Raw genomic sequence first — 12,859 nt, 5'->3', positions numbered from 1 at the left:
CAACTATTTTAGAGAACGCACCTATACGTTAAATCGGAAGTGAATAACATCACCATCTTGAACGATATATTCTTTTCCTTCCAGCCTTACTTGACCTCTTTCTCTTGCTGTTGCCATATTGCCAGCATCCACTAAAGCGTCATACGACACCGTCTCTGCACGGATAAACCCGCGTTCAAAATCGGTATGGATAATCCCCGCTGCCTGAGGGGCTTTGATTCCCTGACGGAAAGTCCATGCACGCACTTCTTGTTCACCCGCTGTAAAATACGTAGCCAGTCCAAGTAAGTTATAAGATGCTTTAATTAATTGGTCTAAGCCTGATTCCGAAATACCTAAATCCTCCAGGAATTCTTCTTTCTCTTCCGGTTCTAATTCTGCTATTTCTTCTTCAATCCGTGCACAAACAACAATTACTTCTGCATTTTCATTCGCTGCATACGCTTTTACCTTTTGAACATTTTCATTCGAATCCGGGTCTGCAACTTCTTCTTCACTCACATTGGCTACATATAAGGTTGGTTTACTTGTTAACAGATGAAGACCCTTAACTATTTTCTCTTGCTCCTCCGTAAACTCCAAAGCACGTACCGGCTGGTCATTTTCCAAACCCTCTTTCACTTTGTTTAAAATCTCATACTCTGCCAATGCTTCTTTATCCTTTTGGCGTGCCAGCTTTTCTACACGCTGAAATCGTTTATTTACTGATTCCAAATCTGCTAAAATCAACTCCAGATTAATGATTTCAATATCATCTATCGGATTGACCTTTCCAGAAACATGTGTAATATTTTCATCTTCAAAACAGCGTACGACCTGACAAATTGCATCTACCTGTCTGATATGGGATAAGAATTGGTTTCCTAATCCTTCTCCTTTGCTCGCACCCTTTACAATTCCGGCAATATCTGTGAATTCAAATGCAGTCGGGACTGTTTTTTTCGGTTTTACAAGCTCTGTTAATTTATTTAAACGTTCGTCTGGGACTTCCACAATCCCTACATTCGGATCGATTGTAGCAAATGGATAGTTTGCTGCTTCTGCTCCAGCCTGTGTGATTGCATTAAATAAAGTAGATTTCCCTACATTTGGAAGACCGACAATTCCTGCTGTTAATGCCATCTTAATTTCTTCAACTCCTTAAGGATTCGTTCATGTACACTACGTAATTCCAATTATAGATAGTCCACTACAAAAAGACAAGCATGAGAAAACTCAAAACCAGACCATGATCGGGCCTGATTTTGAGTTTTCTTCCAGGGGAATATTACATTTTACCTTATCTTTTCTTCAGCAAAATAGCATTTTACTATTCTTCATGTTTTTCTAAAACTTTTTTTAATTTTTTGGTAAAATCTCTTCTCGGGATAAGTACACTATGCCCACACCCAAGACATTTAATCCGGATGTCCATTCCCATCCGGATAATTTGCCAGCGGTTCTCCCCACATGGATGCGGCTTTTTCATTTGGACAACGTCACGCAAACCAAATTCTTTATCCATAACTCCTGCTCCTTTTGAAATTATACTGTTTAGCACCAAGCATCATTTAAAATAGATACTTGGTGCTTTTCTTACATCCATTATAGCAAATTTAAGAGACGTTTATCCTCGATTTTGCTGACGTTCTTGTGTTAGTTGATCCATTTGCTCCTCGGAATAAGTGACAATGCGAGGAGAAGGGATTTTAATACCTGATTTATATAGCTTGTCCTGAATCTCTTTGCGAATATTCCGTTCTCCAGCCCACTGGAAAACTGGCTCTGTTTCAGCAATAATACGAACAACAAAGTGAGATACATCCAGATTCTGAACACCGATAATTTCTGGAACACCTAAAATAAACTCATACTTATCCGGTAATGTTTCTGCTACTTCATGAATAATTTGTTCTACTTGGGCAACATCACTTTCATAAGGCACATTCACATCTACAACGGAAAGGCCATTTCGGGAAGAATAGTTAATTACCTGGTCAATATTTCCATTAGGAACAATATTTAGCTCCCCTGTCCAAGAAACAATTTTTGATGTGCGTAATCCAATTTCTTCCACTGTTCCTTCTATACCAGCAGCTAACACATAATCTCCTACTGAAAATTGATCTTCAAAAATAATGAAGAAACCGGTAATGATATCTCGAACGAGATTCTGTGCACCAAAACCAATCGCTAAACCTACAACACCGGCACTGGCTAATAGTGGTCCAATGGCAAAGTTAAAGACTTCCAATATCATGACAAGCGCCATAAAGTAAACGACGTACGCAACTACACTTTTAATCAATTGCTTCAGGGTATCTTCGCGTCGTTTCGGAATTTTTATAGGTCCACGCTGTTTTTGGACGAATAATTTATCGACAACTTTCCGAACGATACGGACTACCAACCAGGAAATAAGGAGAATCAACAGTATCTGGATGGCGCCTCCTAAAATGGTTAGCCAAAGCTCAGGATTGCTTAAATAGTCCCATACCCGATTTATTTGATTACCTATAAAATTCAAGTTCATGCGTATATAACTCCTTTCACTTTCTTATAAACAGTTTTTCTATTGGATGTTAAAAAAATACTACCGTAATGTTTTTCCCATCTGAAAAAATATAAACATATAAATCTTTTATTTTGCAAGTTTTTTTGTTTATCGCAGTGTAACTGGTTTTAGAACATCGGAGTTATACTATTCTCCGATACCTGCATTTTTTTAACAGTCCTTTATTGAGAAGTTATATGCATACTATTCATAAGCAATATATTATCTTGTTTTTTTCCATAATGGATAGGTTAGCAGCCTGGCTAGAATATATAAATTAAGTATACCGTATAACGGATAGAGGAAGCTTACCAAATTAGCAAAACCAAACCCTGTCAACGGCAGCATAAGCAATACTGAAATAAGTACTATCACATACATTGGCTTTTCTTCTTTTAAAAATGACTGCACTCTCGTAGCAATTCCCAGCATTCCTGCAGCGGCAGTTGTAAAAATCGCCAGCCAGAGAAGAATAGACATGAATAAAATCATCCCCAGTGGAAACTCTTTTAAAATAGCAAATAAAGGAATCTCATAAAGAATAATTTCATCCGCTATTTGAATCAGGCTGCTGTTATAAATATACGAGAGTATACCCAGGCACAGTCCTGTCCCAATACAGCAAATAATGATTTCCCCTCTCCCTTTCACCTTATTTCCAACAGCTCCTAAAATAGCTATTAACGGAAGGATATTTAGTGCTGTAAAGGGAAAGGCAGAGAACCAATTTCGTTGCTCATGCCAATATGCAAACAACTGTAAATTTTGGTTAAAGACATACATCACTAGCACATACAAAAGCCCGCTAATCAAAATGGGTAGTATAAGCTCATTAAAAGTGAGTAGTCCGTTTATTCCCTTAATAAATAACAACACAAGTACGACCGCGGTAATACCAATCCCTAAAGAATATGGTAAATGAAATACTTGTCCGGCTGCTCCACTTCCCGCAATCATAATCATTGTCGTTGTAAAAAGATATAGAAGAATTAATCCGTCAAATGCCTTTGTTAACCTTTTTCCAGCTATAATTTCTAAAACAGGCAAATAATTGGCACTCTTCAATTGGTAACTGATCGCCATGATCACATAACAGCAGAATGAAAAAAGAACGGAAAATAGTACAATAGCCAGTCCACTTTCATGCCCAAAAAACTGCCATAGTTCTCTTCCTGATACATATCCGGCACCAATCGTTGCACCAAGGATTAATGCCGTCCATTGCAGGCCTCTTCTCCACATGGTATTTCCTCCAATTCATACGTATAGTTCTTCGTAAATTACCGTATACTGTAACAATATGATTTTGGAGGAACTGCTATGAATCTTAAAAATCGTCTACGCATACAATCAAACCATTTCAGAGCAAATTATAAAGAACCTGACATAGCTAAAACGTTATCTAATCAAGTACTTCCCTGGTTTCCTTTGCAAGCAAATAATTTTATTGCAGTCTTTATCGGGACCGATCGTTCAACCGGGGACGCATTGGGTCCGCTTGCTGGCACTTATTTCGAGGAAATGCAACCTAGGAATTTACATGTTTATGGAACAATTCACAATCCTGTCCATGCAGTAAATTTACAAGAATCACTCTTTAGCATTTATAAAAAATATGATAAACCTTATCTCATTGCCATTGATGCATGTCTGGGAAAAAGCAGCTCTGTTGGGAGTATTATTGCTGAAAACAAACCTTTGAAACCTGGTCTGGCATTAAATAAACAACTTCCACAAGTCGGAAATATGAACATCACAGGAGTTGTCAATGTCAGTGGCTTTATGGAACATACTGTTTTACAAAATACCCGCTTATCACTCGTTATGGATATGGCTTTAGAAATAGCAAGTATACTCAAACAAATCGACAAGCAATTATCATATTCCCAGCAACCAAACACAGCTGAAAATATGATTTAAGCACACCAAAAAAATCGGGCTTCTCTCTGCCCGATTTTTTTCGTATTAAAATAAGGTAAATATGTAATAAACAAGTACTACCGTCAAAATGCTAGGTAATAAATTTCCAATACGAATCTTAGTGATATTTAATAAATTAAGACCAATTGCTAAAATAAGCAGACCACCAACCGCCGTTAACTCGACAATTAACCCGTCTAACAAAGCAGCCGACACCCACCTATCAATTTGTGTTGCCAAAAGCGTAATCGTTCCCTGATAAAGCACAACTGGAATTGCTGATAAGATAACTCCAATACCTAATGTCGTCGTTAAGACAAGCGCAGTAAATCCATCAATAATCCCTTTTGTTATCAAAATACCATGGTCTCCACGAATACCGCTGTCTAATGCTCCAATAATTGCCATTGCTCCAACGCAAAATATAAGAGATGCTGTAACAAATCCTTGAGAAATACTTGTATCATTTTCATTAGCGGCAAAACGATAACCAATCCATTTTCCAAAACGATTTAATCCTTCCTCTATCTTTAGCCCTTCTCCGATGATTGCCCCTGACAATAAACTTAATAAAACGACAATAATTTGCTCCGTCTGCAAGGCCATCTGCAAACCAATTAAAACAATAACCAGCCCAATTCCATTCATAACCGTCTCTTTAAATCGTTCCGGAATTTTTGTGAAAAATAAACCTACAATACTTCCAATAATAATAAATACTAAATTAACAATGGTTCCAAATAAAGCCACTTCCTGCCTCCTATTTTAAGTTTTTAACAGGCCCAGTAATTCCATCCTCATGTGCCTGTATAACCACAACGGTTAAAGTTTTACAGAATTACTCTATAAAATGTTCCACGTGAAACATTCTTGCCTAAATGCGCTATATGTATTGATTTAAAGGGTAACCATTATGGTTTTACTCCACTTTACCGTTTCATTGAAGAATAAACAGTTATACAGCAATTTCTTCATTTTAGCTGCTTCCATCTTTTCTTTCTAACCAGTCATGTCAGACAAAGAGTTAAAGAGCATTATAATCAAATTTCTCTTCATTTGCAATTCTTTTTTCTCATCTAATAAGCCGCTTAAAAATCAAACTGCATTTGAATTTTTTTAGAAACATTTGAGAATTGATTGAGCAAAATCTGAGAAAGATCCTTTATGATAAAGTGTATAAGGAAATAGGAGGCAAATAAAATGGAAACGGTATTAGAAATTAAACATTTAAATAAGAAATATAAACATCAATACGCTCTCAAAAATATTTCTTTATCCATCCAAAAAGGAGAAATCTATGGGCTGATTGGTAGAAACGGAGCTGGAAAAACAACGCTATTAAAATCCATTGTAAAACTAATCGACCCGACGAGTGGACAAATTGCTTTATTCGGTTCTGCCTCAGACAAAAGCTGGGTAAAAGCTTTACGCAGAACCGGCAGTGTTATCGAAATCCCGGTTGCCTATGAATCACTTTCTGGTTGGGGAAATCTTGCCTATTACTGCAAGTTACGTGGAATTACTAATGAAAATGCTGTCATTCATGAAACACTTAATATCGTAGGTTTGGACCCAAAAGATAAAAAGAAATTCAAAAATTATTCTTTAGGGATGAAGCAAAAGCTGGGGATTGCCATCGCGATTTTATCTCGCCCGGATTTTCTCATCCTGGACGAACCAATTAACGGACTCGATCCCCTTTCCATCGTTGAATTTCGCCAATTGTTAAAACGGTTGCAGCAAGAACAAGGGATGACTATCATCATTTCCAGTCATATCTTATCCGAACTTTATCATGTAGCCACTCGCTTTGGAATTATCCATCATGGCGAACTTGTAAAAGAAATCTCCAAAAATGAATTTGAGGTGATGAGTCAAGATTATATCGTATTACAAACTCCCCAAATGGAAAATGCCAGCCGTGTATTAAGAGAAAGCCATCATTATCAGATGAAAATCATAGCAAAAAATAACATGCATATTTTTGCTGAATCTCATCAAATCAATCAGATTATAACGTTATTGGTTCAGCATCAGGTTCCTATCGACGGGATTTTTTACAAAAAACAAGATTTAGAAAGTTATTTTACAAGCTTGGTCCATGAGGAAACGGAGGAAGTTACCAATGATTAATGCGATGCGAGCAGATTTTTATCGTTTATTTCGTACCAAAGGATTTTATATCACGCAGCTATTATTAATCCTTTTTGTCATCATCAGTGTTTCAGCAGAAGCTACCGGAAGTGTCGGAGTTGTTGATTCTGATGAAATGGCAGGGATGCAAAGTCACCTGCAGGTTCATGATTGGGACAGTTATCAGACATTTATCGCTTTTTCCAGCATGGCAAGCTTTCTGATCTATTTCTGTCTTCCATTACTAGTTATGATTGTTGGTTATGACTTTGTTCACCAAAGTTATAAAAATCAATTGACTTCCGGTGTTTCCCGTCTTCAATACTTCGGGTCAAAATATTTTATTTTCGCGGTAGTCACTGCTCTGCAGTTTATTTTTTATTATACTTCTGCTTTTGTTACTGCAGCAGTTACTAATGGAATCGGTACTGCCCCAACATATTTCTGGATCCATGCTTTACAAACCATCGGTGTTCAATTTATAGCATTTCAAGCCATTTTTATGATCAGCCTTTGCATTCTCGTGATCACATTTTCTAACGTCAGTGGCATCATTAGTGTTATTGTCATCCCATTGATTATCAATGTCCTAAGTGCTTTTTTCACCATGGACTGGCTGAAATATTTTGATTTTCAAACTGGGATAAATGTAGCCTGGATTCGTGACTTACCGGACTTTTCCTGGCTGGCTTTCCTCAGCTGTAATTTAGGTATTATCATTATAATGAGTTATATCGCTTATCAAGCTTTTCGGCATAAAAGCTTATAAGGAAAAGAGGGTTCTATTGTTTAAACAGCAGAGCCCTTTTTTTCTACTTCCCCTTTCACTGGTAGGGCCATTCTAAAACAACCGTAAATAAATCATCGGTCTCTTGAATAAGTAGATGACCATTTGTTAATTCTGTCAATTCCCGCGCAATATATAATCCTAATCCAGAAGAATCCTCTGTCGTTGATAAGTTTTCTGAATAAAAACGTGTTGTCAGCTTTTCCAAGTTTTTGATAGAATGCCTTTCTCGATTGGACATTTTTACCTGAATCCGTTCTTGTGTCCCCCTTACTTGAACTTGTAAGTATTCCCTTCCATGTTTCAACACATTTCCAAAAAGATTTTGCATGATTCGCTTTAATAAATCAGCATCACTTGTCATCATGCACGCTTGTTCTAAATCAACCTCTACCTTAAAACCTTGTTCTTGGAGAACATCATAAAATTGTAATAATTCCTGTTTAACAGTCTCCGTCAGATTCACAGTCTGAAAAACTGGTTGAACTGATTGTTCTAAAAGATTTTGGTATTCAAGTAAAATATCTAAACGGCCAGCAACGGTACGAATATTATCTTGAATTTTCTCTAATACTGACTGTTCACTGATGTTCTTTCTCAAAAGTTGCTGTGTATAACCACTGGCAACGGTTAATGGTGTGCGAATATCATGGGTAATATTGTGAAGAGCTAATTTTAATGTTTCCTGTTCTTGTTGACTTGCCACTTTTGTCTGTTTTAACTCTGTAAAAAGCAGGTTAAACGCGTTTATCACATGTGTTACTTCTGTATTTTGCGTTTGACTTGTTAATAACAAATTGGTTTCTGAAGTTTTCTTCGTTTCTATATCCATCAACAACTTTTTCAAAGCATTTTTTTGCTGGAAATAAAGAAAAGCAAAAACACAGCATAAAACAAACATTAAAATAATCAAGCTTATCATTTTTTATCACCTGCCAGACGCACCCCGAGCCCCCAGATTGTTTCAATATATTCTTCTTCTGAATCTAAAGCACCGATCTTTTTCCGCAAATTACTTAACTGTGCATTTAAAGAATTATCCCCCGGCAGATAGCTCTCCTTCCAAATGACTTCGTATAGCTGCTCTTTCGTGAAAATCTGATTCGGATGTTCTAATAAATAGGTTAAAATCTCAAATTCTTTCTTCCCAAGCCGTACACGCTTCCCTTCACGAAAGATTTCAAAATTAGACATATCTACTATAATATTTTTGACAGACTGCAAGCCATCCGCTTTGAATTCCTGCCTAAAATGACGTAACTGAACCATTACTCTGGCAAATAACTCATCATCATCAAAAGGTTTCGTAATATAATCATTGGCACCATTTAGCAAATAATCACTAACCAACTTCTTCTCCCCTAAAGCCGTCAGCATAATCACAGGTACCTGACTCACTTTCCTGATTTCTGATAATACTTGATCACCATTTTTTCCCGGTAACATGATATCCAGCAAAACTAAATCAGGAGATTCCTGTTGAAATAATAGTAATCCTTCAGTACCTGAGTAAGCTTGTATCACATGATCGTTTTCTGATAATAAGTCTGCTATCATTTGATTGATTTCATTATTGTCTTCTACCACTAAAATTTTCGCCATACATTGATTACTCCCGCTTTTTTCTTTTATAAATAGTATAGCAAATAAAAAAGGAATTCCATATCCTATCTCAGATACGAAATTCCTTTTCAAAAAATTTTTATGCCTCTTCTCTGAGTTCAGCCGGCCGGACCCATCTCGAAATCAGGCCATGCTTTGGCGAGAGCAGGAAGGTTATAAAAAAGATACAGCCTGTCATCAGCGCCATGGATCCTGAAATAGACGTATTCAGCCAAGTAGCTACCCAATATCCTGCAACAGCAGATATGATGCCAAATCCGCCGCTTAGAAACAGCATTAAGATTAATTTATCTGTCCATAGGTAAGCTGCTGCTGCTGGAGTAATCAGCATGGCAACAACGAGTATTGCACCGACCGCATCAAAAGATGCCACCGTTGTTACCGACACAAGTGTCATAAATAAGTAGTGAAAGAAAATCACCGGTATACCTATGCTTGCTGCCAGCGCCGGGTCAAAAGAAGTAATTTTCCATTCCTTATAAAAGGCAATAATAAAGAAAATCACAACAATTAACACAAGTGCTAGGATTGCAGTGGCTTTAGGTACAGATCCGATCAACGGAATATCCATCGTTGTAAATGGAACAAACGTTATTTCTCCCATCAATGCATGCTGTACATCTAAATGCACATTCCCAACAGAGGTAGAAATCAAAATAACACCAATAGCAAACAAGGTTGTAAATACAATTCCCAAGGAAGCGTCATGCTGCACCTTCAAGTTATTAAGAGATTGCACAAGGAACGCTGTAAGGATTCCGGCAAAAATACCGCCTACCAGCATTGCTGTTCCTGATAACTGCTGTGTTACCATATAGGCTAACACAATCCCGAGCAATACCGTATGGCTAATCGCATCTGCCATCATTGCCTGTTTTTTCAGGATAAGATACACACCGATTAAGCCGCAGGAAAGACCAACAAGAGATGCTGTTAAAATAATCCACATCGTGTAAGTCATTGTGATCCTCCTTTTTCAGCTGCTAATGGATGCTCTTTTTGAGACGCTCGCTGCTGGATTTTAAATTGGATGAAATTGATAATAATTCCTTTTTCCTTTCCAAACAATAAGGAAATCACAAAAACAGCGGAGGAAGTAAGAACAATGAATGGTCCTGTCGGCAATCCGCTTCCTGTGGAACTTACCCATGTACCAAATGCACCAGCTAAGCCTCCTATCGCAGCAGAAAGCAAAATCATCATTTTAAAGGAATGTGTCCAGTATCTTGCACTCACAGCCGGAATAATCAGCATCGCAGCCATTAAAATAACACCAACTGCTTGGATACCAATAACAATGGTTGTTACCAGTACAATGGTATACAGTACGTTCATACCACGTATAGACAACCCGACACCTTTTGCAAAGTTAGCATCGAATAAGAATAATTTCCATTCCTTGAAAGCAACGAATATAATCAAAATTACAATCGATGCTAGTGCAATCATCGTAATCACATCGGAACGAACCATCGCCGCTGCCTGCCCGTATATAAAGTTATTTAATCCGCTCTGGTTCCCGCCGGGAGAACGGTTGGCAATCGCCAAAAGCATGATGCCCACACCGTAAAAAACGGATAAGGTCATCCCCATGGCAGTGTCTTCCGTAATTCTAGTCGCACTTGAAAACCATTGAATTAAAAATGCCCCCAAAAGCGCACTAAGTGCTGCACCAATGACAAGTAATAATAGATTTTTTTCCTGTATAATCAAGAAAGCTACAACAACTCCGGGAAGCGCTGCGTGGGATAGGGCGTCACTCATCAGATTTTGTCTTTTCCAATAAGCTAAGCAACCGATTCCCCCTGCAGCAATTCCCAAAATCATTGTACTTGCCATCACCCATAGTGTATTAATGTGAAGAAGATTGGATAACATATTGATCTCCCTTTCCAACCCATTGCATATCTCCACCATACGTTCTTGCTATGTTGTCTGTTGTGAACACTTCATCCGTCTGTCCATGAGCATATACGGTTTTATTTAAAAATAAGACATGGTCAAAATATTCAGGGACTGTTTGCAGATCATGATGGACAACCAATACGGTCTTGCCATTGCTCTTTAATTCTTTCAAAATCGTCATAATTGCTTTTTCTGTAGACGCATCTACTCCTGCCAATGGTTCATCCATAAAGTATAGTTCAGCATCTTGAGCAAGTGCACGCGCTAAGAATACACGCTGCTGCTGTCCTCCTGATAACTGACTGATTTGACGATGTGCGTAAGATTCCATGCCCATTTTCTTTAAGGCATCCATTGCTTTTTCTTTATCTTTTTTAGAAGGAATACGAAACCAGCCGATTTTTCCATATAGACCCATCGTTACTACATCCAGTGCATCCGTCGGAAAATCCCAGTCCACCGATCCGCGCTGTGGGACATAACCGATTTTCTTCTTTGCCGTTTTAAAAGGACTACCCCAAAAGCTGACATTTCCTGTCAGTTTGGGATGAAGTCCTAACATGGTCTTAATTAACGTTGATTTACCGGCACCGTTAGGACCGACAATCGCTGTAATCGTTCCTTCTTTCACTTCAAAACCTACATCATTCAATACTTTATTTTTTTGGTAAGAAGCTGATAAATCATCTACGCGTATTACAGATGATGTCACCTTACTCATCTCCTCCAGTTAATGCTTCATAGATCGTGTCTATATTATGCTTATACATTCCAATATATGTGCCTTCTTCTGTTCCTTCTTCACCCATTGCATCAGAGAACAATTCTCCGCCGATTTCTACTTCCATTCCATTATCGGCAGCTCCTTCAATAACGGCATTAATTGTGTCCTGGTTTACACTGCTTTCCACAAATATTGCCGGAACTTCATGTTCTTCAATGATAGAAATGGTATCATTCACATCAGACACACCTGCTTCACTTTCTGTACTGATTCCCTGCAGACCAACTACTTCCATATCGTGCAGCTGACCAAAGTAATTAAATGCATCATGTGCTGTTACAAGAACACGCTGCTCCTCAGGGATATCTTGTAATTTTGCAGCTTCTTCATCTAATTCTTCTAACTGTGCAAAATATTCCTGTTTCCCTTCTTCCAATTCATCTGCATGTTCCGGAGCATACTCTTTTAATTCTTCTACTGCAGCATCTAATGCATCCTGCCATAAATTATAATCAAACCATATGTGTGGGTCTGGAGCTCCAGGTTCTTCTTCATCTTCTAAAAGAACATCCTTAGGCAATGTTTCCCCAATTGCCAACACTGGTTTTTCTGAGCTGATCGATTCCAACGGTTCCTCCATGTTCGCTTCTAAATGTAAACCAGAATAAAAGACGACATCTGCTTCTGATAACGTAGCTATATCACCCTGTGTTGGATCATATAAATGCGGGTCCACGGAAGGTCCCATTAAAGTCTCTACATTTACAAGGTCTCCGCCAATCTGAGATATTGGCTCCCCGATTTGCGCAATTGTTGTGACAATTTCAATTGGTTCGTCACCTGATGAACCTTCTTCCCCTTCACTTGCATTATCTGAACCGCAAGCTGCTAAAAATAATACTCCTATTATTATAGCAAAGCCCAGTAATTTCTTCCAAGCTTTCTTCATCTTTCTTCCTCCCTCGTTTTTTGCATAAGGCAAACTTTATTATCTATTCCCTACTTTATGCATTGTATTTCGTTTTGTCAAGTAAATTTTAGCTAGTCTACTATTTTTCCTTTAGGAAACTTTATTTACATTAAATTACAGTTAACGTTTACATTATTCATTTAAAAGAATTTTATAAGAATAATCAAGCTGTATAGTTACCTATTTTCCGTGAAAAATTTTTATTAGAGAAAACTTGTATTTGTTTGTCCTTACACGCAAAAGATAAGACCGCTTCAAAGTAAC

General features: G+C 37.8%; 14 protein-coding genes. 3 read left to right on the top strand and 11 right to left on the bottom strand.

What is annotated here, in order from left to right:
• Positions 1–21: 21 nt before the first annotated feature.
• The 4 genes from ychF to BN986_RS00620 all read right to left on the bottom strand — a co-directional run bounded on the left by ychF (position 22) and on the right by BN986_RS00620 (position 3,775).
• On the bottom strand, positions 22–1,122 hold the full coding sequence (gene ychF, locus BN986_RS00635; RefSeq protein WP_040977731.1) for a redox-regulated ATPase YchF: 1,101 nt from the start codon (positions 1,120–1,122) through the stop codon (positions 22–24).
• Between the two features lie 187 nt (positions 1,123–1,309).
• A complete protein-coding gene (locus BN986_RS00630) occupies positions 1,310–1,504 on the bottom strand; it encodes a DUF951 domain-containing protein (protein ID WP_040977730.1) in 195 nt (64 codons plus the stop codon).
• A 102-nt stretch (positions 1,505–1,606) separates the two neighbouring features.
• Entirely contained in the window at positions 1,607–2,512 is a 906-nt protein-coding gene (locus BN986_RS00625; RefSeq protein ID WP_074435593.1) for a mechanosensitive ion channel family protein, read from the bottom strand.
• Positions 2,513–2,755: 243 nt separating this feature from the next.
• Entirely contained in the window at positions 2,756–3,775 is a 1,020-nt protein-coding gene (locus BN986_RS00620) for a YkvI family membrane protein (RefSeq protein WP_040977729.1), read from the bottom strand.
• A 78-nt stretch (positions 3,776–3,853) separates the two neighbouring features.
• Here BN986_RS00620 and yyaC point away from each other — a divergent pair, with 78 nt between their 5' ends.
• Positions 3,854–4,453 carry a spore protease YyaC gene (gene yyaC / locus BN986_RS00615; RefSeq protein ID WP_040977728.1) on the top strand — a complete coding sequence of 200 codons (600 nt, stop codon included), beginning with the start codon at positions 3,854–3,856 and terminating at the stop codon, positions 4,451–4,453.
• A 45-nt stretch (positions 4,454–4,498) separates the two neighbouring features.
• Here yyaC and BN986_RS00610 read toward each other — a convergent pair whose 3' ends face one another.
• Positions 4,499–5,203, bottom strand: coding sequence for a DUF554 domain-containing protein (locus tag BN986_RS00610; RefSeq protein ID WP_040977726.1), 705 nt, complete (start codon positions 5,201–5,203; stop codon positions 4,499–4,501).
• A 450-nt stretch (positions 5,204–5,653) separates the two neighbouring features.
• Here BN986_RS00610 and BN986_RS00605 point away from each other — a divergent pair, with 450 nt between their 5' ends.
• Together BN986_RS00605 and BN986_RS00600 are read left to right on the top strand one after the other, a co-directional pair.
• Positions 5,654–6,586, top strand: coding sequence for an ABC transporter ATP-binding protein (locus BN986_RS00605; protein WP_040977724.1), 933 nt, complete (start codon positions 5,654–5,656; stop codon positions 6,584–6,586).
• The gene (locus tag BN986_RS00600) at positions 6,579–7,355 is read left to right on the top strand and encodes an ABC transporter permease (protein WP_040977723.1); all 777 of its coding nucleotides are present in this window, start codon (positions 6,579–6,581) and stop codon (positions 7,353–7,355) included. Before BN986_RS00605 ends, BN986_RS00600 begins: the two co-directional genes overlap by 8 nt.
• 55 nt (positions 7,356–7,410) lie before the next feature.
• Here BN986_RS00600 and BN986_RS00595 read toward each other — a convergent pair whose 3' ends face one another.
• The 6 genes from BN986_RS00595 to BN986_RS00570 form a co-directional block, all read right to left on the bottom strand.
• Positions 7,411–8,295, bottom strand: coding sequence for a sensor histidine kinase (locus tag BN986_RS00595; RefSeq protein WP_040977722.1), 885 nt, complete (start codon positions 8,293–8,295; stop codon positions 7,411–7,413).
• Positions 8,292–8,975, bottom strand: a complete 684-nt coding sequence (locus tag BN986_RS00590) for a response regulator transcription factor (protein WP_040979076.1) — start codon at positions 8,973–8,975, stop codon at positions 8,292–8,294. The genes BN986_RS00595 and BN986_RS00590 overlap by 4 nt, the downstream gene beginning before the upstream one ends.
• A gap of 100 nt (positions 8,976–9,075) precedes the next feature.
• Positions 9,076–9,957, bottom strand: a complete 882-nt coding sequence (locus BN986_RS00585) for a metal ABC transporter permease (RefSeq protein WP_040977721.1) — start codon at positions 9,955–9,957, stop codon at positions 9,076–9,078.
• On the bottom strand, positions 9,954–10,874 hold the full coding sequence (locus tag BN986_RS00580; RefSeq protein WP_040977720.1) for a metal ABC transporter permease: 921 nt from the start codon (positions 10,872–10,874) through the stop codon (positions 9,954–9,956). Before BN986_RS00580 ends, BN986_RS00585 begins: the two co-directional genes overlap by 4 nt.
• Positions 10,849–11,622, bottom strand: a complete 774-nt coding sequence (locus tag BN986_RS00575) for a metal ABC transporter ATP-binding protein (protein ID WP_040977719.1) — start codon at positions 11,620–11,622, stop codon at positions 10,849–10,851. The genes BN986_RS00580 and BN986_RS00575 overlap by 26 nt, the downstream gene beginning before the upstream one ends.
• Entirely contained in the window at positions 11,615–12,574 is a 960-nt protein-coding gene (locus BN986_RS00570) for a metal ABC transporter solute-binding protein, Zn/Mn family (RefSeq protein ID WP_040977718.1), read from the bottom strand. Before BN986_RS00570 ends, BN986_RS00575 begins: the two co-directional genes overlap by 8 nt.
• Positions 12,575–12,859: the final 285 nt, after the last annotated feature.

This window comes from Oceanobacillus jeddahensis, from assembly GCF_000750635.1.
GTDB classification, from domain to species: domain Bacteria; phylum Bacillota; class Bacilli; order Bacillales; family Amphibacillaceae; genus Oceanobacillus; species Oceanobacillus jeddahense.
The sequence above is the reverse complement of the archived record's forward strand: the minus strand, read 5'-3'. Positions and strand labels throughout refer to the sequence as shown.